Genomic DNA, 19,358 nt, shown 5'->3' on the forward strand with positions numbered 1-19,358 from the left:
CCCCGCCGGCCCGGCGCACCGTGTCAGGGCGCGACGGCGGGCCGCCACATCGAGATCGGCGCAGCCGACCGGAACCCCGGCACGGGCGCCCCGTCGCTGAACCCGTGCCGCCGGTACAGGCGCCGGTTCACGGGCGTCGAGGACTCCAGGTAGGCGTGCTGCGCCTGCCCGTCGACCCGATCGAGCGCGTGCTCGAGCAGCAGCCCGCCGACCCCCTGCCCACGGGCGACCGGTGCGACGCCGATCCCCAGCAGGTACCAGTGCGGCGCCTCCGGACGCACGCGGTCGGTCCGGCGCAGGTGCCGCAGCGCCGACAGCCCCCCGACCACCCCGAAGACCCCGAGCAGCGCCGGGAGCTGGCGGACGAACGCGATCGTGCCGCCCGGATGGGGTCGCGGTGCCTCCCAGAACGCTGCCCCCACGACGCGGCCGCCGGTCTCGACGGCGACGTCCAGCGCGCGGGACCCGGCCGGCACCGAGCGGACGAGCGCGGCGAACAGCCTGCCGAGCACGGCGACACGGTCCTCGTCGGGGCGGGGCGGCCGGAACTCCGCGAGCACCGGGTCGGTCGCGAACGCCTCGCCCAGCACGGCTGCTGCGACCTCGATCTCCCGCTCGGCGGCGGGTCGGACGGTGATCTGCATGATGACTCCTCGCAATGTTGGCCAAGCGGCCAGATTCATGGTGGCGAACCTGGCTGCGCGGGAGCCGTACGCTTCCTGTGATGGACCAGGACCAGCAGCCGCGGCACTACCGCAGCCGTGCCGACCGCCGCCAGGAACTGCTCGACGCCGCGGCCCTGGTCGTGCGGGACGACGGGCTGTCCGGGCTGACGACGCGCGCGGTCGCCGATCGTGCGGGGGTGGCGCACGGCGTCGTGCACTACGTGTTCGGCGCCCGACGGAACCTGGTGATGGCCCTGCTCGAGCGGCAGGCGCGCGCAGCCCTGCCGCCGGTCCTGGCCGCGGCCGACCAGCACGACGACCTGCACGGCGCACTCGACGCCGCCGTGGCGACGTGGATCGGCCTGGTGCGGCAGGAGCCCGAGCGCTTCCGGCTGCTCGAGGCCATGAGCACCACCGTGTCCGGAACGAGCGGCGACGCGACACTGGTCGAAGCCGAGCGCCGGCTGTGGCACGACGCGGTCTCGGCCGCCATCGAGCGATGGACCGCGACCCGCCGCGTCGCGCTGACGGAGCCCGTCGCAGACGCCGCGGCCGCGGTGATCGCCCTGGTCGACGGGCTCGCGCGGGCGTCGTGGAGCGACCCGGACGGCGCGGCGACCGATCGCTCGCGAGCGTTGCTGGTGCGCGGGCTGGCGTCCGCGCTGACGACGGACAGGTGACGACCGGCCGCTGCCGACCATCGCGCTCGGGTGTCGGTGGCCGATAGGGTGCGGGGACCATCGACGAGGGGACCACGATGACCGACCACGACCCACACCAGCCGGCACCGCCGCACCAGGACGCGCCGCCGCAGTACCGGCAGCCGGCGGCCGCGCAGCAGCAGCAGGCACCGCAGGCGTACGGCCAGCAGCAGCACTTCCAGCAGACGCCCCAGGCGTACGGGCAGCAGCCCCACCCCGGGTACCAGCCCGCACCGCCGCGCGGCCTGAGCATCACGAGCATGGTCCTCGGCCTGGTGTCGATCGTCGCCGGCTTCACGCTGGTGGTCCCGGCCGTCGGCCTCGTGCTCGGCGTCATCGGCATCCGGAAGGAACCCGCCGGCCGCGGGATGGCCATCACCGGACTCGTGCTGAACGGCATCATCATCGCCGGGTGGGTCATCCTGCTGCTGGTCATGCTCATCGCGGGCATCGGCCTGTTCGGCGCAGCGGCCACGAGCAGCACCACCAGCCCGTAGGCGGGTACCGCCACACGACGGACGGGAGGCCCGGTGCCAGCTGGCACCGGGCCTCCCGTCCGTCCCTGCGTCAGCAGGTCAGGGGCGTCAGCCCTTGACCGGGATCGACTGCGCCTTCAGCGCCGCGATCGTCTTGCTCTGCCCGGACTGCAACGCCTGGGCGAGCGTGCCCTGGCCGGACGCGGCCTGACCGAAGCCGTCGGAGACGTCGGCGTAGGTCTGCGTCATCGTCGGACCCCAGGTGAACGGCTGGATGTCCTTGGCGGCCGAGGCGAACTCCTCGTAGATCTTCTGGTTGCCGTAGAAGGGCAGGCCCTCGGTCAGCGCGGGGAGCTCGGCACCGGTGGAGGACGCCGGGTACAGGTTGGCTTCCTTGTTGAGTGCGGAGAGCGCCTCGGTCGAGGTGTTCAGCCAGACCAGGAACTTCGACGCCTCGGCGGGGTGCTTGCTGCCCGCGAAGACGACGTTCGACGAACCGCCCCATGCGGCGGACTTGCTGTCACCGGACTTCCACTGCGGCATCGGGGCGACGGCCCACTTGCCCGAGGTCGACGGCGCACCGCTCGAGATGGTGTTCGCACCCCAGACGGCGGAGACCCAGGTCCAGTCCTGGCCGCTGTCGTAGGCGCTGTTCCACTGGTCGGTGAAGCTCGGCAGGGTGTTGACGAGCTTCTTGTCGATCAGGTCCTGCCAGTAGTCGGCGACCTTCTTGGATGCGCTGTCGGTCAGGTCGACCTTCCAGTCCTGGCCGGAGTTCGAGAACCACTGGCCACCGGCCTGCGAGACGAGCCCGGCGAACTGGTTGACGTCGCCCTTGGCGAAGTTGGTGATGTTGCCGCCCATCGCCTTGATCTTGACGGCGTCCTCGGCGTACTCGGCCCACGTCTTCGGCGCGGACAGGCCGGCCTTGTCGAACAGGTCCTTGCGGTAGTACAGCGCCATGGGGCCCGAGTCCTGCGGGACCGCGTACACGGCCTTGTCCTCGCCGAACGTGACCTGGTTCCAGAGGCCGCTCGAGAAGTCCTTCTTCGCGGTGCTGATGCCGGAGCAGGCGCCGATGTCCTCGAGCCCGCCCTGCACGCGGAACGCCGGCAGGGTGTCGTACTCGACCTGGCCGATGTCCGGTGCCTGCTTGGCCTTCAGCTGGTTGAAGAAGTTCTGGTAGGTGCCGCTGTTGCCGTTGGCGACGATCGAGGTCTTGACCTGGATGTCCGGGTTCGCCTTGTTCCAGATGGCGACGACCTTGTCCATGTTCGGGACCCAGGTCGTGAAGTCGAGCGTGACCTTGCCGCTCGAGGGCTTGCAGCTCGATGCGCTGCTGTCGGAGGAGCCGCTGCTGCTGCCGCTGCCGCCGGTGCTGCAGCCGGCGAGGGCCACGGTCGCCGCGACCGCGATGGCGGCCACGCTGAGGAACTTCGTTGTCTTCATGCTGGTTCCGTTTCGGGATGTGGTGGGGATGGTGCGAAGGGAAGGAGAGGGAAAGCGGGGCGCTACTTCAGGCCGCCGGAGCCCAGGCCGCCGCGCCAGAAGCGCTGCAGGCTGAGGAAGGCGATGAGCAGCGGGATGATCGAGACGAACGACCCGATGAGCACGAGGGTGCGCAGGTCCGGGTACTGGTTCACGCTCGAGTTCCACGTGTACAGACCGAGGGTGACGGGGAACAGCGACGAGTTCCGGAGCATCACGAGCGGCAGGAAGAAGTTGTTCCAGATGGCGACGAACTGGAACAGGAAGATCGTCACCAGGGCCGGGGACATCAGCCGGACGGCCACGGTGAAGAACGTGCGGACCTCGCTGGAGCCGTCGATGCGGGCGGCCTCGATGATCTCGTCCGGCACGCTCGACGCCGCGTACAGGCGCGACAGGTACACGCCGAACGGGCTGACGATGCTCGGCAGGAACACCGACCAGAACGTGTCGGTCAGGTCGACCTGGCTGAAGATCAGGAACAACGGCAGCGCCAGCGCGGTCGCGGGCACCAGGACGCCGCCGAGGAACACGTTGAACAGGGCCTCGCGGCCGCGGAACCGGTACTTCGCCAGGGCGTACCCGCACATCGCGGAGATGACGGTGCCGATCAGGCCGGCGACACCGGCGTACGCGATGCTGTTCGCCATCCAGCGCAGGTAGATGCCGTCCTGCCGGGTGAACAGCTCGCCCAGGTTCGTGATGGTGTCCTGCACCGCGGTGCCGCTGAACCACAGCGGCGCCGAGGTGTTGAAGTTGCCGACGGTCTTGGTCGACGACATCAGCAGCCAGAAGATCGGCAGCAGGAAGTAGACGGTGAAGACGCCCATCACGATCATCGCGGCGCTGCGCGAGATGACGCTCTCGCGCGGTCCGCGGGTGCCCCGCTGGGGCGGACGGGAGGCCCGGTTCGACTCGAGCGGTCGGCCTGCGTCGAGCACGGCTGTCGCGGGGTCGGCGGCGCGCGCGGCGGCGCTCGGGTCGGCGGCGCGCGCGGCGGCGCGGTCGGCGGGGGCGTTGACGGTCATTCGGCGGCCTTCCGAGGGGACGTTGACGGTCATTCGGCGGACTTCCGCTGGGTCAGTCGGAGGAACCCGATCGACAGGATGAACGTGGCGAGGGCGAGGACGACCGAGAACGCGGCCGCCAGGTTGAAGTTCGGCACCGAGGACGTCGAGTACACGAGCATGTTCGGGGTGAACGTGGACGAGATCGTCGACGTGAACTGGCGGAACACGGTCGGCTCGGTCAGCAGCTGCAGGGTCCCGATCACCGAGAACACGGCGGTCAGCACCAGCGCCGGCACGACGAGCGGGATCTTGATCGACACGGCGATCCGCCACTGGGACGCCCCGTCGAGCTTGGCGGCCTCGTAGATCTCCGCCGGGATCGCCAACAGCGACGAGTAGATGATCAGCATGTTGTAGCCGACGTAGACCCAGGTCACGACGTTCGCGACGGCCCACAGCACGGTGTCCGCGCCGAGCAGGTCGAAGCGCGTGGTGACGGCGGAGAACGGCGACAGGTTGGGCGCGTACAGGTAGCCCCACATGATCGCGGCGATCACCCCGGGGACCGCGTACGGCGCGAAGAACGCCAGGCGGAAGAACCGCTTGCCGCGCAGCAGCGGGGAGTCGAGCAGCAGCGCGAAGACGAGCGCCAGCAGGAGCATGACCGGCACCTGCACGATGCCGAACAGCAGCACGCGCAGCACCGAGCTCCAGAACTCGCTGTTCTGGAACACCAGGGCGTACTGCGTCAGACCGCCGAACACCTGCGTCGGGGCGCCGAACGTGCCCTGGCGCTCGATCTTCTGCAGTGACTGCCACACGGCGTACAGGATCGGGACGAGGTAGAACGCGGTGAACAGCACCGCGAACGGGGTGATGAAGATCGCGATGGCCCGCCGGTAGCGGAACCCGCCGGCGGTCCGGCGTCGTCGTGACGCCCGGGTGGGCTGGGCGGAGGTGGTCATGAGCGCTTCCTGTCCTGGCGGATGATGTGGGTCCCCCCGGGGGCGAGTGCGGTCCGGCCGGCCACGGGGTGGTCGCCGACGAGTTCGTGGCCGGACTCGTCGTGGTGCACGGTGCGGTCGGTGTGGTTGAGCAGGAACACCCACTCGTGGTCGTCGTCACGACGGCGGACGACCTCGACGCCGTCGCCCGCCGGAAGGGCACCGGCACGGACCCCCGCGCCGTCGAGCACGCGGCGCAGCAGCGCGCGGCGCGCGTCGTCCTCGAGCACGGTGGAGACGTACCAGGCGGTGCCCTCGCCGTGCGCGTTACGCGTGACGGCGGGCATGCCGTCGAGCGGGCCCTCGGCGTAGGTGGTGACGGCCTCGGCGCCGCGCAGGGCGACGGGCTCGGACCAGAGCGAGCCGCGCGACCCGTCCGACAGGGCGAGCGTGCCCCCGACCGGCAGCGGCATGAACTCGTCGACGTGCACGCCGAGTAGATGGCGGAAGGCGCCCGGGTAGCCGCCGGTGCGGACGGCGTCACGCTCGTCGACGATCCCGCTGAAGAACGTCACCAGCGCGGTGCCTCCGGCGGCGACGAAGCGGTCGATCACGGCCGCGTGCTCGTCCCGCACCAGGTACAGCTCGGGGACGACGACGACCGCGTACCCGTCGAGCGGGGTGCCGGGTGCGACGACGTCCACGCCGACGCCCAGGTCCCACAGCGCGCCGTACAGCGCGTGCACCTGCTCCAGGTAGCGCAGGTCACCGGTCGGGTGGGCTTCGAGGTCGGCGGCCCACTGGACCTCCCACCCGAAGACGACCGCGACGTCGGCGACGACCCGCGAGCCGCGCAGTTCGCCGAGCCGTTCGACCAGCGAGCCGAGGGCGACGACCTCGTCCCAGGTGCGGGAGTCGCGGCCGGCGTGGGGCAGCAGCGCCGAGTGGAACTTCTCGGTGCCCTGCACCGAGGCGCGCCACTGGAAGAAGCAGACCGCATCCGCGCCGCGGGCGATGTGCCCGACGGTGTTGCGGAGCATCTGCCCCGGGGCCTTCGCCAGGTTGCGCGGCTGCCAGTTCACGGCGCCCGTCGAGTGCTCCATGAGCATCCAGGCACCGCCGCGAGCCAGACCGCGGGTGGTGTCCGCGGCGAAGGCGAGCTCGACCTCGGGGCGGTCCAGACGGTGGTCCAGGTAGTGGTCGTTGGCGATGACGTCCATGTCGTCCGCCCAGCTCCAGTAGTCCAGCGCCGTGATGTGGGCTGCGACCATGAAGTTCGTCGTGACGGGCAGGGCGCTGTGCTGCCGGATGACCTCGGCCTCGGCGCGGTAGTGGTCGAGGAGCTGGTCGGACGAGAACCGGTCGAAGTCCAGGGTCTGCGCGGGGTTGACGAACGACAGCGTGGCCCGCGGCGGCAGCACCTCGTCGAAGGCCGAGTAGCGCTGGCTCCAGAACGCGGTGCCCCACGCGGCGTTGAGCGCGTCGACGTCGGCGTACCGGGCACGCAGCCAGTCGCGGAAGGCGTCGGCCGAGACGTCGCAGAAGCAGTACGCGTTGTGGCAGCCGAGCTCGTTCGACACGTGCCACAGCCGGACCGCCGGGTGCTGGCCGTAGCGCTCGGCGGTCGCGCGGACCAGGGCGAGGGCGTGCGAGCGGTAGACCGGGGAGCTCGGGCAGAACCCCTGGCGGCCGCCGGGGAAGCGACGGGTGCCGTCGGCCACCATCGGCAGCATCTCCGGGTGCAGCGTCGTCAGCCACGGGGGCGGCGAGGCGGTGCCCGTACCGAGGTTCACGCCGATGCCTGCCTGGTGCAGCAGCTCGATGACGGTGTCCAGTCCGGAGAAGTCGTACTCGCCGGGCCGGGGTTCGACGTGCGACCAGCCGAAGACGTTGATCGCGACCAGGTTCACGCCGGCCTCGCGCATCAGGGTGACGTCCTCGGCCCAGACCTCGGGGGTCCACTGCTCGGGGTTGTAGTCGCAGCCGAACACGAGTCCGGTCGTGCCGAGGCCGAGCGCGGTGGTGGCCGGCGCCGGCAGGGTGTTGGTGTCCACGGGTCCTCGTGCTTCCGGGGTGACCGCTCCCTGCCAGCGGTCGTCCGACCCCTTCGGCAGTGAAGGTCACCCTTGTTCTGGGAGCGCTCCCAGATCGCGACGGCGGATTCGCGTCGGATCTGTCTGGGAGCGCTCCCAGATCAAAGCCCATGACGGCGTCGATGTCAACACGAGCGTCCTCAGGAGCGCGCTGCGCACCGCTACGCTGGCCAGATGCCCGACGGCCGACCCACGCGCTCCCGCGTCACGATCCAGCACGTCGCGGACGAAGCCGGGCTCTCCCGCGGCACCGTCTCCCGGGTCCTCAACGACGAGCCGTACGTCTCCGACGAAGCCCGCGATGCCGTGCGTGAAGCCGTCCGCCGCGTGGGCTACGTGCGGAGCGCCGCCGCTCGCAGCCTCGTGACCAGCCGAGCCGGGGCGGTCGCGCTCATCGTCCACGAGCCGCACGTCGTCGTGCTGGACGACCCGAACATCGGGAACATCCTGATCGGCACGAACACCGTCCTGTCCGAGGCCGACCAGCAGCTCGTCACCGTCATCGTCGACTCCGCGCGGGACAGCGAGCGCGTGGTCGAGTACCTGCGCGGCGGGTTCGTCGACGGCGCCATCGTCCTGTCGGCCCGCACCGACGACCCGATCACGCGCGCCATCATCGAGATCGGGCTGCCCGCGTGCTTCGTCGGGCGCCCCTCCGACGCGGTCGACATCTCGTACATCGGCATCGACAACGCCGAAGCCGCCGAGCAGATCACGCGTCGTCTCGTCGCCACCGGGCGCAGGCGGGTCGGCATGCTGGCGTCCGGACTCGACCGCGACTCCGGACAGGACCGCCTGGCCGGGTTCCGCGCGGCACTCGGGGACCGCTACGACCCGCGGCTCGTGGTCGACGACCCGCTGTTCAGCTACGCCGCAGGGGGGACCGGGATGCGCGAGCTGCTCGAGCGCGCACCGGACATCGACGGGGTGTTCGCCGCGTCCGACGCGGTCGCCGCGGGCGCGATGGACCACCTGCAACGCCGGGGCATCGACGTCCCCGGGCAGGTCGGCATCGTCGGGTTCGACGACAGCGCGTGGGCACTCCGCTGCGACCCACCGTTGTCGACCGTGCGGCAGCCGGCGCTGACCCTGGGCGAGGACGCCGCCCGCCGCGTGCTGCTGCAGATCGAGGGTTCGACCCCCGAGCCCCGCGGCCTGATCCTGCCGACCGAGGTCGTCTGGCGCGGCTCGGCCTGACCGGTCAGTCGTCTGCCGCCGACGTCGCACCCCGTTGCGGACATCGCACCCCGCCACAGCGGGGCGCGATGTCCGTATCGGGGTGCGATGCGCATCGGCCCCGCATGCGCTGCGTACCGCCTGGACCGGAAGGTACGGTGGGCCGGGTGACGACCGCGTCCCCTGCTCCGCCCCGACCGGGTGCCCTCGAGCGCTGGGCGGGCCGGCACCCAGCGGCCATCGACGTCCTGCTCGTCGTGGTCTACAGCATCGTCACGACCGGGCAGCTGCTGTCGCTCGACGCCTTCACCACCGCGCCGCTCGGGGCGACGGCACTCCTGGTCGCCGGGTTCGTCGTCGGCGTGCTCCGACGACGGGCCCCCCTGGCGGCGTTCGTCGTGGCCGGCATCGCGGCGACCCTCGCGGCCCCGGTGCTCACCCTGCCGTCGATCCTGCTCGTCGTCGCGACGGTCGTCACCCGCGTCGGCGCCCGCACCGGGTGGATCGCGTCCGCCGCCGTCGTGCTGATGGTCACGGTCGTCGGGACGCTGACGCTGCACGATCCGTCCCGGGGCGTGTTCGGCGCGGTCGTGCTGCTGGCCGGCATGGTGCTCGGGCTCTGGATCCGGACGCGCCGCGCGTACGTGCAGGCGCTCGTCGACCTGGCCGACCGGGTCAGGGCCGAACAGGAACAGCGTGCCGTCGCCGCGGTCGAGGACGAGCGCGCCCGGATCGCCCGCGAGATGCACGACGTCGTCGCCCACGGACTGTCGGTGATGATCCGGCTGGCGGACGGCGCGGACGCCCTGGTCGACAAGGACCCGGAGCGCTCGCGGGACGCCGTGCAGCGCATCGGAACGGTCGGGCGTGACTCGCTGGCCGACATGCGCCGCGTACTCGGTGTGCTGCGGACCGGTGACGCAGCCGCCCGCCAGTCGCCGACCGACCCGCAACCGTCGTTCGCCGACCTCGACCGACTCGTCACCGACCAGCGCGCGGCGGGCCTGCCGGTGACGCTGCACTCCGACGACGTCGACGGACTGCCCGACAGCCTGGCCACCACGGTGTACCGGATCGTGCAGGAGTGCCTGACGAACGCGTCCCGGTACGCCCTCGACCCGACGACGGTCGACGTGCGGGTCACCCGGTCGGGCGGCTCGGTCGTCGTGGTCGTGGAGGACGACGGCGGCGCGCAGGGCCCGGTCGCGTCGCAGGGCTCGGGACGCGGACTCGTCGGACTGCGCGAACGGGCGGCGCTCTACGATGGCCAGGTGGAAGCGGGACCGGTGACACCGCACGGCTGGCGTGTGCGCGTCGTCCTGCGTGCCGGAGGGACCGCATGATCCGCGTGCTGCTCGTCGACGACCAGGACCTCATCCGGATGGGGACCGCGATGGTGCTCGGCGCGACCGACGACATCACCGTGGTCGGCGAAGCGGCGACCGGACACGACGCCGTCGAACGCACCGCGGCGCTCGATCCAGACGTCGTCGTGATGGACGTCCGCATGCCCGGCATGGACGGGCTCGAGGCCACCCGCCGCATCGTCGACTCCGGCGCCCGGGCCGCGGTGCTCGTGCTGACGACCTTCGACCTGGACGAGTACGCCTTCGGTGCGCTCAACGCCGGGGCCAGCGGCTTCCAGCTGAAGGACGCCCGCCCCGAGGAACTCGTCAGCGCCGTCCGGACCGTGGCCGCTGGCGACGCGATCGTGTCGCCGCGGGTGACCCGGCAGATGATCGAGCTGCACCGCGGGAAGTTCCCCACCGCCACCGGCGTCGACGACCAGCTCGCAGCCCTGACCGACCGCGAGCGCGAGGTGTTCGTGGCCATCGGTCGCGGCCGGAACAACACGGAGATCGCCGGCGAGCTGTTCCTGTCCGAGTCGACGGTGAAGACCCACGTCGGGCGCGTGCTGGCGAAGCTCGAGCTGCGGGACCGGGTGCATGCCGTGATCCGCGCGCACGAGCTCGGCCTGGTCTGACGCCGCGGCGACGACGCCGCAGCAACACCGCAGCAACACCGCAGCAACGCCGCAGCAACGCCGCAGCAACGCCGCAGCAGCGACGCAGCAGCGACGCCGGTACCCGGGTACCACCGGCGTAGCCCCGCGGGGCGATGGGCGTCGCCGCACCGCTCCGTAGCGTCGGAGCCATGATCGCAGCACGCAACCTGACCAAGCGGCACGGCGCCCGGACCGTGGTCGACGACCTGTCGTTCACGCTCGAGCCCGGCACGGTGACGGGCTTCCTCGGCCCGAACGGTGCCGGCAAGTCCTCGACGATGCAGATGATCGTCGGCCTGGACCGCCCGACCTCGGGCACCGTCACGGTCGGCGATCGTCCCTACGCCGACTCCCCCGCCCCGATGCAGCTGCTCGGCGCGATGATCGACGCCAAGGCCGTGCACCCCGCCCGCACCGCCCGCGCCCACCTGACCGGGCTCGCACTGACGCACGGCATCGGCCGGCGCCGCGTGGACGCCGTCCTCGACATGACCGGTCTGGCAGGCGTGGCGAACAAGCGCATCCGCACGTTCTCGCTCGGCATGGGCCAGCGACTCGGCATCGCCTCCGCGCTGCTCGGCGACCCGCAGGTCCTGATGCTCGACGAGCCGGTCAACGGCCTCGACCCCCAGGGCGTCGTCTGGGTGCGCCAGCTCTGCCGGTCCTTCGCCGCCCAGGGCCGCACCGTGCTGCTGTCCAGCCACAACATGGCCGAGACCGCCGCCACCGCCGATCGACTCATCGTCATCGGCAACGGCCGCCTGGTCGCCGACGGCACCACCGACCAGCTGCTGGCCGCGTCACCACGCCGCAGCGCCACCCTCGAGGACGTCTTCTTCGACCTCACCGCCGGCCACACCAGCCACGACGCAGGAGCCATCCGATGAGCACCGCCACCATCACCTTCCCCGGCCTGCTGCGCTCCGAGCTGCAGAAGACCTGGTCGGTTCCGTCCATCGGGTGGCTGCTGCTGCTGGCCGGACCGGCGATCGTCCTGACGATCGTCGCCGCGGCACAGTACAGTCCGGGGGTCGCGGTCGCGACCGGCAGCATGGTCGGGGGCGCCGTGCTGGCGCTGGCCGGCGGGCTGTCCGTCGCCGGCGAGTACGCCACCGGGTCGATCCGCACGACCTGCACGGTCGTCCCGCAGCGCGACCGCGTCGTGCTCGCCAAGGGCCTGGCAGTCGTGCTGTTCGGTCTGGCGATCGGGTGGGTCGGCGCACTTGTCGGCGCTGCTGCGGTCGGCATCCTCGGCGCCGCGGTGGTGCCCGTCCTGGCGGCTGGTCCCGCGGTCGCGGCGACCGGGCTGCTGGGGCTGTTCCTCGGCTTCCTGATCCGTCGCGTGGCTCCGACGGCCATCGTCACCGTGATCGGCCTCTTCCTGGTGAGCGGGCTGATCGGCGGCGTGCGGATCGGCGACGGCTACGTGGTCGACTGGCTCTTCACCGACAACGCGACCGCACTGGTCGCCGGCACACCCGACTGGGGCCGCCCGCTGGTGAGCGTGGTGCTGTGGCTCGTGGCCACCGGTGCCGTCGCGGTCGTCCGGCTCCGACGGTCGGACGTCTGAACCACCGGACAGGAGGCCCGGTGCCAGTTGGCACCGGGCCTCCCGTCCGGCAGTCCTGCGGTCTCCCCGTCAGCGCCCGTCCGACAGGACGCCCCGCAACGCTGCCCACTGCAGCAGCATGATGGTCTTGCCGTCCACGATCCGACCGTCCTCCACCATGGCCAGCGCCTGGGTGAACGGCAGCTCGAGCACCTCGATCTCCTCGCCCTCGTCCGCCACGCCCCCGCCTGCCGTCACGCGATCGGCGGGGGTGTACTCGGCTGCGTAGAAGTGCACCCGCTCGGTGACGGACCCGGGGCTCATGTACGCGTCGAACACGTGCGTCAGGGTGCCGACGTCGACGCCGAGCTCCTCGCTGGCCTCGCGGCGGATCGCGGTCTCGGGGTCCTCCTCGTCGAGCAGCCCGGCCGCGGTCTCGATGAGCATGCCGTCCGGGTGGTCGTTGACGTACGCCGGGAACCGGAACTGCCGTGACAGCAACACGGTCCCGCGCGACCGGTCGAACAGCAGGATCGTCGCACCGTTGCCGCGGTCGTACGTCTCGCGCTGCTGCGTCGACCAGGTCCCGTCCCGACCGCGGACGTCGAACGTGGTCCGGCGCAGCACGTGCCATCCGTCCGACGTCACCTCGACGTCGCGCACCACCACGTCCGGGTTGCGGTCCAGGTGACGTCCGACCCGGTCGAGTCCCGTTCGGCCACGACTGTCGGGTGTTCGGTGCACGGGGGTGTCCTGCTCGGTCGAGGTCATGCGCTCATCGTCGCATCGCCTCGGTGAGCTTCACGCGGCCACCGGTGCGGAGCAGCGCGTTCTCGTACACGCGGGCGCCGACGACCACGACGAGGGCAGCGGACGCGATGACCACGAGCAGCGACACGATCGGCTCCCACCACTCGGCCGTGCCCAGGAAGATCCGCATCGGCATCCCGATCGGGGCACTGAACGGCACGTACGACATGATGCCGACCACGGTGGGGTTGTCCGCGGCGAAGATGATCAGGAAGTACGGGATCATCAGCAGCATCATCACCGGGGTGGTCACGCTGCCGACGTCCTCCTGCCGCGAGACCAGTGCCGCAGCGGCCGCGAACAGCGACGCCACCAGCACGAACCCGATCGCGAAAAACACGACGAACCACAGCATGCTCGGCCCGAGCAGCCCGAACAGGTTGTCCTGCCCGGTCACGGCGAGCGCCACGGCGGCGGCGATGGCGATCGCGACCACCTGCCCGAGCGCCATGATGCTGCTGCCGATCACCTTGCCGGCCAGCAGCGCGCGGGCCGGGATCGCCGCCATCAGGATCTCCACCACGCGGGTGGACTTCTCCTCGACCACGCTCTGCGCGATCGACTGTCCGAACGTCACGGCGGCAGCGAAGTACACGATGCCGAACGCGATCCCGATCAGCGAGATCAAGCCCGGCGCCATCGCGTTCGGGTCGAGCAGTTCGACCTTCGGTGACACGCTGAGTGCCTGGATGACCTCGGTCGGCGCCTTGTCGAGGCCGACCACGCCGAACCCGAGCGGACCGGACTCGGGCACGATCGCGGCGTCGACGTCCCCGGAGCGGACGAGCTTCTCGGCCGCGGCCCGGTCGTCGACCTGCGTGACCTTCAGCCCGTCGGACGACGGCAGTGACACGCCGTTCACGACCGCGACCGGTGTGGTGTTGCCGGCGGTGGACTTGCCGACGATCCCGCCGACGACGATCGAGGCGACGACCATCACGAGCAGGATGACCGCCGAGATCACGAAGGCCTTGCTACGCAGCCGGGCCTGGATCTCGCGGACGGTGACCAGGCGGACCGCCATGGCGAAGGAGTTGTTCATCGGACGACCTCGCGGAAGACCTCGCTGAGTCGGGGCACGCGCGGGCCGAACGACCCCACGGTCCCGGTGGTGACGGCGCGCTGCAGCACGCGCTGGGCAACGGTCTCGTCGGCCTCGAAGACCGCGTAGCCGCCGTCGAACTCGCGGACGTGCACGCCGGGTTCGTCGCGCAGCCACGCGGCGTCGCCGTCGACCAGCAGCTCCCACGCCGCGGGACCCGCGCTGCGGCGGAGTTCCTCCTGCGGACCGGCCGCGCGGATGCTGCCGCCGGCGATGACCACGACGTCGTCGCAGAGCCGTTCGACGACGTCGAGCTGGTGGCTGGAGAACAGCACCGGGACGCCGTCGGCCGCTGCCTCGCGCAGGACACCCAGCACGACGTCGACCGCCATCGGGTCGAGCCCGGAGAACGGTTCGTCGAGCACCAGGACCTCGGGGCGGTGGGCCAGCGCGGCGGCGACCTGCACGCGCTGCTGGTTGCCGAGCGAGAGCTTCTCGACAGGGTCGTCGGCGTGCTGCCCGATCTCGAGCCGTTCGAGCAGCTCGGCCGTGCGGGTTGCAGCGGCGCGACGGTCGACGCCGTGCAGCCGCGCCAGGTAGGTGATCTGTTCGGCGACCGGCATCTTCGGGTACAGGCCGCGTTCCTCGGGCATGTACCCGAAGCGGCGGCGGTCGGTCGGCCCGATGGGCTGTCCGTCGATCGAGACGGTCCCGCCGTCGGAGTCGAGCACCCCGAGCATGATCCGCATGGTGGTGGTCTTGCCGGCGCCGTTGCCGCCGACGAACCCGGTGAGCCGACCACGACCCACCTCGAACGTCACGTCGTCGAGCACCCGGCGTTCGCCGAAGTGCTTCGTCACTCCTTCGACCCTGAGCATCGTTTCCCCTTCCGGCGGTGAGCTGCTTCCCACCGCACCACCGACGCTACGGAGGACCTGCGCTCGGTACCTCCCGCGCCGGACGGAACCCGGGCCTCCATCCCGAGACGGAGCCGAGCTCCAGCACGACCGTCCGCGCTTCATCCGCCGGAGCGGACCACCCCGTGCTCGTACGCCCACACGACGGCCTGCACCCGGTCACGCAGCTGGAGCTTCTGCAGCACGTTCGACACGTGGGTCTTGACGGTGGCCTCGCCGACGAACAGCTGCGTCGCGATCTCGGCGTTGCTGCAGCCGCGGCCGAGCAGCCGCAGCACCTCGGTCTCGCGCTCCGTCAGCCCCGGCACCGCGGCATCGGGTGCGACGACCGGCACCGTGCCCGTCGTCGCGCGGCTGATCACCCGGCGTGTGACGTCGGGGGCCAGCAGCGCGTCACCGGCCGCGACCGTCAGGACCGCATCGACCAGTTGCTCGGGCGTCGCGTTCTTCAGCAGGAAGCCGCTCGCGCCGGCATCGAGCGCGTCGAACAGGGTGTCGTCGTTGTCGAACGTGGTCAGGATCAGGACTGCCGGCGGATCGGGCAGCGCCGTGATGCGACGGGCGGCCTCGATCCCGTCCACCGTCGGCATCTGGACGTCCAGGCACACCACGTCCGGTCGGTACTGCTCGACCGCGCGGATCGCAGCCGCGCCGTCGGCAGCCTCGGCGACCACGACGATGCCGGGCTCCGACTCGAGGATGACCCGGAACCCCGCCCGCACCAGGTCCTGGTCGTCGGCGAGCACCACCCGTACGGTCACGTCGTCGGCAGCCATGCGCGCACCAGGAACCCTCCCCGGGCTCGGGGCCCGATCTCGACGGTGCCGCCGACCGCGGACACGCGCTCGCGCATGCCGACGTGGCCCAGGCCGCTGCCCCCGCCCATGCCCGTGCCGGTTCCGGCAACGCGGTCGGCGTCGTGGTCGTCCGCGCCGCTCGGACGCACGGCACGGCTGCCGACCCCGGTGTCCGTGACCTCGACCTCGATCGCGTCCGGCAGGTAGCGCAGCCGCAGGTCCGCGCGGGCGTCCGGCCCGGCGTGCTTCAGGACGTTCGTCACCGCTTCTTGTGCGATGCGGAAGGCAACCGTCGCCACGGTCGGGGGCACCGGGCGGACGTCGCCGACGACCGTGTACTGCGCGGGGTGGCCGGCCGTCCTGGCGGCGTCGGCGAGCTCGGCGATGCGCGCGATGCTGTCGGTGCTGGGGGCAGTCGTGCGTGCGGTGCGATCAGCGTCGAGGAGACCGTCGGCCGCATCGGCGTCGCTCTCGCGCAGCGTGCCGAGCATCCGCCGCAGTTCCTCGACCGCCGTGCGGGCGCTGTCCTCGACCACCCCGAGGGACGTCGCCGCCTGGGCCGGGTCACGCTCGAGCACCCGACGAGCGGCCCCCGCCTGCACACCCATCAGCGACACGTGGTGGGCGACGACGTCGTGCAGCTCGCGGGCGATGCGCACCCGCTCGAGCGTGATCGCCTGGGCAGCCGTGCGCTCCCGCTCGACCGCGAGCTCGGCCGTGCGCTCGTGCAGCGCGTGTTTCGCCACGGCCGACGCCCACGCCCGGTTGCCCGAGTACCAGGCGGCACCGAAGTACACCAGGTTGATGATGATCGACAGCAGCGCGTTGGCGATGAACGGCGGGATGAGTGAGTCGCCCTGGTTCGGCAGTGCGCTGGGGACCGACCAGCGGAACACGATCGCCAGGAACAGCCAGATGAACATGCCGACGATCACGAACCACCGGACGAACTCGGCACGGACCCGGTCGGAACACCACGCCCCCACCGTGTAGAGCCCGATGAACAGCGTGAAGTTGATGAAGATGGCCTCGGGCACCCGCAGCAGCTGCGTGCCGACGAACGCCAGCGCGACGACCACCGCCACGGTCATCGGGAAGCGGCGGCGGAACGCCAGCGGCCCGGCGTTCGCGACGACCATGAGCGCGGAGACCCACCACGGTGCCTGGTCGTCGTACATGCCGGCAGCGCCGGACAGGACTGCCGAGATCGCGATCCCGCCGGCGAGCACCAGCGCGACGACGACGTCCTGCCGGTACTCACGGCGGCCGACGGGCAGGCGCGACCAGCCGTCGTGCGCGGCCACCCCCGTCGTCGTCATGGGGACCACGGTAGCGGGCCGACCGCTGCGGGTGGCAGCGTCGCGGGAGGCTGTGGAGAGCGGACGGGAGGCCCGGTGCCAGCTGGCACCGGGCCTCCCGTCCGGACCGTGGTCGCAACGCGACCCGTCAGCTGGTCGGCGGAGCGTACAGCTGCAGGTCGTTGCCCTCGCTGTCCTTGAAGGGGACGATCTTGCCCCACGGGTGCTCGCTGATCTCGCCCTGGATGTCGGCGCCGCGCTCCTTGAGGGTGGCGACCTCGTCCTCGATGCTGCCGTCCGGCTGGAACGACACGACCGCGCCGCCGTCGCTGGACGCGCTGGCCGACTCGCGCGCGTTCAGCCCGATGCGCAGGCCGTTCGCGTCGATCTCGCTCCAGTCGTCGTCCTGGCTGGTGACCTCGAGCCCGAGGGTGTCGCGGTAGAACGCGACCGCGCGGGCCATGTCCGTGACGGGGACCCAGACTGCTGCAACTCCTGTTGCCATGATGATGCCTTCCGTGGTTGGTGACCCGCACGCTCGGCGCAGGGCGATGGGCACCGGCTCAGGAACGTGCACGGACCGCACCACGGGCGTAGGTTCCGCGGCATGAAGCGGGTCACGTACTCCATGGGCATGACGGCGGACGGGTTCATCACCGGACCGGACGGCGGCTTCGACTGGGGCGCCCCGGACGCCGAGGAGTTCCGCGCCTCGATCGACGAGATCCACGGCGTCGACGTGCACCTGCTCGGGCGGAAGCTGCACGAGACGATGGTCTACTGGGAGGACCCGGTGCAGGCGGCCACGTGGGACGAGGCCGAGCGCGAGTGGGCCGACCTGTGGAACGCCCTGCCGAAGGTGGTCTTCTCGCGCACACTCCCCAGCGTCGACGCCAGCAACACCCGGTTGGCGACGGGCACCGTCGCGCAGGAGATCGAACGACTGCGTGCCGAACCCGGGGACGGCGAGATCGCGATCGGTGGGGCGACGCTCGCCGCAGCGGCGGCAGAGCTGGGGCTGATCGACGAGTACCGCGTGCGGGTCTCCCCTGTCCTGGTCGGCGGCGGGACCCCGTTCTTCGCCCGGCTCGAGCGGCAGGTGGACCTGGAGCTCCTGAGCAGTCGGACGTTCCGGATGGGCACCGTGGCACTGCGGTACGGCGTGCGACGGTAGACGCCCGGCCGTCACCCGACTGGCCGACCGGCCACCGGGAGAGCCGGGACCTCGTTCTTCCGGAGGATGCCTCGAGGATCCGACCCGCCGTATCGTCGGTCACACACGGGGGGCGCGCCAGTTCGGGGCGCTTCATCTGGTTCGATTTCCGGAGCCCTCCACGCGCTCGGCATGGTCCTGGCAGGCTGCAGGCATGACCGACAACGACGCACTCAACACGTCCGGTGTGACCCACGTGGTCCTGGTGCAGTGGCACGACGGCGTCGACCACTCCGCCCAGGCCGATGCCCTGTCGCAGCAGCACCTCCCCCGGATCGACGGGGTCCTGGCGGTGTCGTCCGGCACGAGCGTCAGCACCGAGGGGCTCGAGGGCGGCTTCGACTGGATGCTCGTCGTCCGGTTCCGCGACCGCGATGCCCTGGTCGGCTACCTGCCGCACGCCGAGCACCAGCCGGTCGCCGACTGCATCGGTGCGGGCAGCAAGCGGGTGGTGGTCTTCGACATCGCCGCCAGCTGACGTGGCCCGCAGAACGTGGGTTCCGGTCACGAACGGTCGGAACCGGGCAGTATCTGTACGGACGGTCCCGAAGGTCGAGGCCGGAGGAGGACCACCAGCATGACGTCGAACCCGTACCAGTCGAACCCCTACCAGTCGCCCGCGGCCGGTGCAGCACCCCGCCTCGTCACCATCGCGTTCTGGCTGTACCTGGTGACCGCGCTCATCCGCGTCATCAGCATCATCGTCAGCGCCACGCAGCTGCCGGCGGCCAAGCAGGCTGCCAAGGACGCGATCGCCCAGACCGGCGGTTCGACGAACGGCATCAACGTGGACGCCGTCGTGCAGGCCTCGTTCGTGTCCGGCATCGTGATCGGTGTGTTGTTCATCATCGCGTTCGTGGTGTTCGACCTGCTCATGCGCCGTGGCGCGAACTGGGCCCGCATCGTGCTGCTGATCATCACGATCCTCGGCCTCACCGGTGTCGTGGGGGGCGTCGTCGCCGTCCTCGGCGTCCTCGCGTCGATCGTGGCCGCCGTGCTCACCTTCCTGCCCGCCTCGAGCGCGTGGTTCCGCGCGGTCAAGGAGCAGAAGCTCGCAGCGAAGCAGCGCTGACAACTGACCGACGGGAGGCGCGGTGCCAGCTGGCACCGCGCCTCCCGTCGTTCTTCCCCACGGCCCGACCGGCGCGTACAGTCCCCCGCAACGAACGACCGG

21 protein-coding genes are annotated in these 19,358 nt (G+C 71.3%); 10 read left to right on the forward strand and 11 right to left on the reverse strand.

Annotated features, from left to right (window positions below; translation table 11 throughout):
* Positions 1-23 precede the first annotated feature (23 nt).
* Positions 24-644 (reverse strand): GNAT family N-acetyltransferase, encoded by a 621-nt coding sequence (locus ACLBWP_RS14125; RefSeq protein WP_447655656.1) that lies wholly within the window; start codon positions 642-644, stop codon positions 24-26.
* 80 nt (positions 645-724) lie between these two features.
* Here ACLBWP_RS14125 and ACLBWP_RS14130 point away from each other — a divergent pair, with 80 nt between their 5' ends.
* Together ACLBWP_RS14130 and ACLBWP_RS14135 are read left to right on the forward strand one after the other, a co-directional pair.
* Positions 725-1,345, forward strand: coding sequence for a TetR/AcrR family transcriptional regulator (locus ACLBWP_RS14130; RefSeq protein ID WP_447655657.1), 621 nt, complete (start codon positions 725-727; stop codon positions 1,343-1,345).
* Between the two features lie 77 nt (positions 1,346-1,422).
* On the forward strand, positions 1,423-1,863 hold the full coding sequence (locus ACLBWP_RS14135; protein WP_447655658.1) for a DUF4190 domain-containing protein: 441 nt from the start codon (positions 1,423-1,425) through the stop codon (positions 1,861-1,863).
* 87 nt (positions 1,864-1,950) lie between these two features.
* Here the strand turns inward: ACLBWP_RS14135 and ACLBWP_RS14140 are convergent, their stop codons facing one another.
* From ACLBWP_RS14140 to ACLBWP_RS14155, 4 genes are all read right to left on the reverse strand, one after another.
* The gene (locus tag ACLBWP_RS14140) at positions 1,951-3,291 is read right to left on the reverse strand and encodes an ABC transporter substrate-binding protein (protein WP_447655659.1); all 1,341 of its coding nucleotides are present in this window, start codon (positions 3,289-3,291) and stop codon (positions 1,951-1,953) included.
* Positions 3,292-3,353: 62 nt separating this feature from the next.
* On the reverse strand, positions 3,354-4,187 hold the full coding sequence (locus ACLBWP_RS14145; protein ID WP_447655781.1) for a carbohydrate ABC transporter permease: 834 nt from the start codon (positions 4,185-4,187) through the stop codon (positions 3,354-3,356).
* Positions 4,188-4,387: 200 nt separating this feature from the next.
* Complete coding sequence (locus tag ACLBWP_RS14150) at positions 4,388-5,305, reverse strand: carbohydrate ABC transporter permease (protein WP_243563013.1); 918 nt, start codon at positions 5,303-5,305, stop codon at positions 4,388-4,390.
* Positions 5,302-7,338, reverse strand: a complete 2,037-nt coding sequence (locus ACLBWP_RS14155; protein WP_447655660.1) for a beta-galactosidase — start codon at positions 7,336-7,338, stop codon at positions 5,302-5,304. Before ACLBWP_RS14155 ends, ACLBWP_RS14150 begins: the two co-directional genes overlap by 4 nt.
* Positions 7,339-7,551: 213 nt before the next feature.
* Here ACLBWP_RS14155 and ACLBWP_RS14160 point away from each other — a divergent pair, with 213 nt between their 5' ends.
* The 5 genes from ACLBWP_RS14160 to ACLBWP_RS14180 all read left to right on the forward strand — a co-directional run bounded on the left by ACLBWP_RS14160 (position 7,552) and on the right by ACLBWP_RS14180 (position 12,128).
* Positions 7,552-8,574 carry a LacI family DNA-binding transcriptional regulator gene (locus ACLBWP_RS14160; RefSeq protein WP_447655661.1) on the forward strand — a complete coding sequence of 341 codons (1,023 nt, stop codon included), beginning with the start codon at positions 7,552-7,554 and terminating at the stop codon, positions 8,572-8,574.
* A gap of 146 nt (positions 8,575-8,720) precedes the next feature.
* A complete protein-coding gene (locus ACLBWP_RS14165; RefSeq protein ID WP_447655662.1) occupies positions 8,721-9,896 on the forward strand; it encodes a sensor histidine kinase in 1,176 nt (391 codons plus the stop codon).
* Positions 9,893-10,537: a response regulator gene (locus ACLBWP_RS14170; RefSeq protein ID WP_447655663.1), complete on the forward strand. Its 645-nt coding sequence runs from the start codon at positions 9,893-9,895 to the stop codon at positions 10,535-10,537. Before ACLBWP_RS14165 ends, ACLBWP_RS14170 begins: the two co-directional genes overlap by 4 nt.
* Positions 10,538-10,707: 170 nt before the next feature.
* Complete coding sequence (locus ACLBWP_RS14175) at positions 10,708-11,445, forward strand: ABC transporter ATP-binding protein (protein ID WP_447655664.1); 738 nt, start codon at positions 10,708-10,710, stop codon at positions 11,443-11,445.
* Complete coding sequence (locus ACLBWP_RS14180) at positions 11,442-12,128, forward strand: hypothetical protein (protein ID WP_447655665.1); 687 nt, start codon at positions 11,442-11,444, stop codon at positions 12,126-12,128. The genes ACLBWP_RS14175 and ACLBWP_RS14180 overlap by 4 nt, the downstream gene beginning before the upstream one ends.
* Before the next feature lie 69 nt (positions 12,129-12,197).
* Here ACLBWP_RS14180 and ACLBWP_RS14185 read toward each other — a convergent pair whose 3' ends face one another.
* From ACLBWP_RS14185 to ACLBWP_RS14210, 6 genes are all read right to left on the reverse strand, one after another.
* Entirely contained in the window at positions 12,198-12,878 is a 681-nt protein-coding gene (locus ACLBWP_RS14185; protein ID WP_447655666.1) for an NUDIX domain-containing protein, read from the reverse strand.
* 4 nt (positions 12,879-12,882) lie between these two features.
* Positions 12,883-13,959, reverse strand: a complete 1,077-nt coding sequence (locus ACLBWP_RS14190) for an ABC transporter permease (protein ID WP_243563006.1) — start codon at positions 13,957-13,959, stop codon at positions 12,883-12,885.
* Positions 13,956-14,837, reverse strand: coding sequence for an ABC transporter ATP-binding protein (locus ACLBWP_RS14195; protein WP_447655667.1), 882 nt, complete (start codon positions 14,835-14,837; stop codon positions 13,956-13,958). The genes ACLBWP_RS14190 and ACLBWP_RS14195 overlap by 4 nt, the downstream gene beginning before the upstream one ends.
* Before the next feature lie 140 nt (positions 14,838-14,977).
* Positions 14,978-15,652 (reverse strand): response regulator, encoded by a 675-nt coding sequence (locus ACLBWP_RS14200; RefSeq protein WP_243563004.1) that lies wholly within the window; start codon positions 15,650-15,652, stop codon positions 14,978-14,980.
* Entirely contained in the window at positions 15,634-16,992 is a 1,359-nt protein-coding gene (locus tag ACLBWP_RS14205; RefSeq protein WP_447655668.1) for a sensor histidine kinase, read from the reverse strand. Before ACLBWP_RS14205 ends, ACLBWP_RS14200 begins: the two co-directional genes overlap by 19 nt.
* Before the next feature lie 127 nt (positions 16,993-17,119).
* Positions 17,120-17,476, reverse strand: coding sequence for a VOC family protein (locus ACLBWP_RS14210; protein WP_447655669.1), 357 nt, complete (start codon positions 17,474-17,476; stop codon positions 17,120-17,122).
* 102 nt (positions 17,477-17,578) lie between these two features.
* Here ACLBWP_RS14210 and ACLBWP_RS14215 point away from each other — a divergent pair, with 102 nt between their 5' ends.
* From ACLBWP_RS14215 to ACLBWP_RS14225, 3 genes are all read left to right on the forward strand, one after another.
* The gene (locus tag ACLBWP_RS14215) at positions 17,579-18,145 is read left to right on the forward strand and encodes a dihydrofolate reductase family protein (RefSeq protein WP_447655670.1); all 567 of its coding nucleotides are present in this window, start codon (positions 17,579-17,581) and stop codon (positions 18,143-18,145) included.
* A gap of 193 nt (positions 18,146-18,338) precedes the next feature.
* Positions 18,339-18,662, forward strand: coding sequence for a Dabb family protein (locus ACLBWP_RS14220; RefSeq protein WP_447655671.1), 324 nt, complete (start codon positions 18,339-18,341; stop codon positions 18,660-18,662).
* 99 nt (positions 18,663-18,761) lie between these two features.
* Positions 18,762-19,256: a hypothetical protein gene (locus ACLBWP_RS14225; protein ID WP_447655672.1), complete on the forward strand. Its 495-nt coding sequence runs from the start codon at positions 18,762-18,764 to the stop codon at positions 19,254-19,256.
* The last annotated feature ends 102 nt before the right edge of the window (positions 19,257-19,358 follow it).

It is taken from the genome of Microbacterium sp. M1A1_1b, from assembly GCF_053345565.1.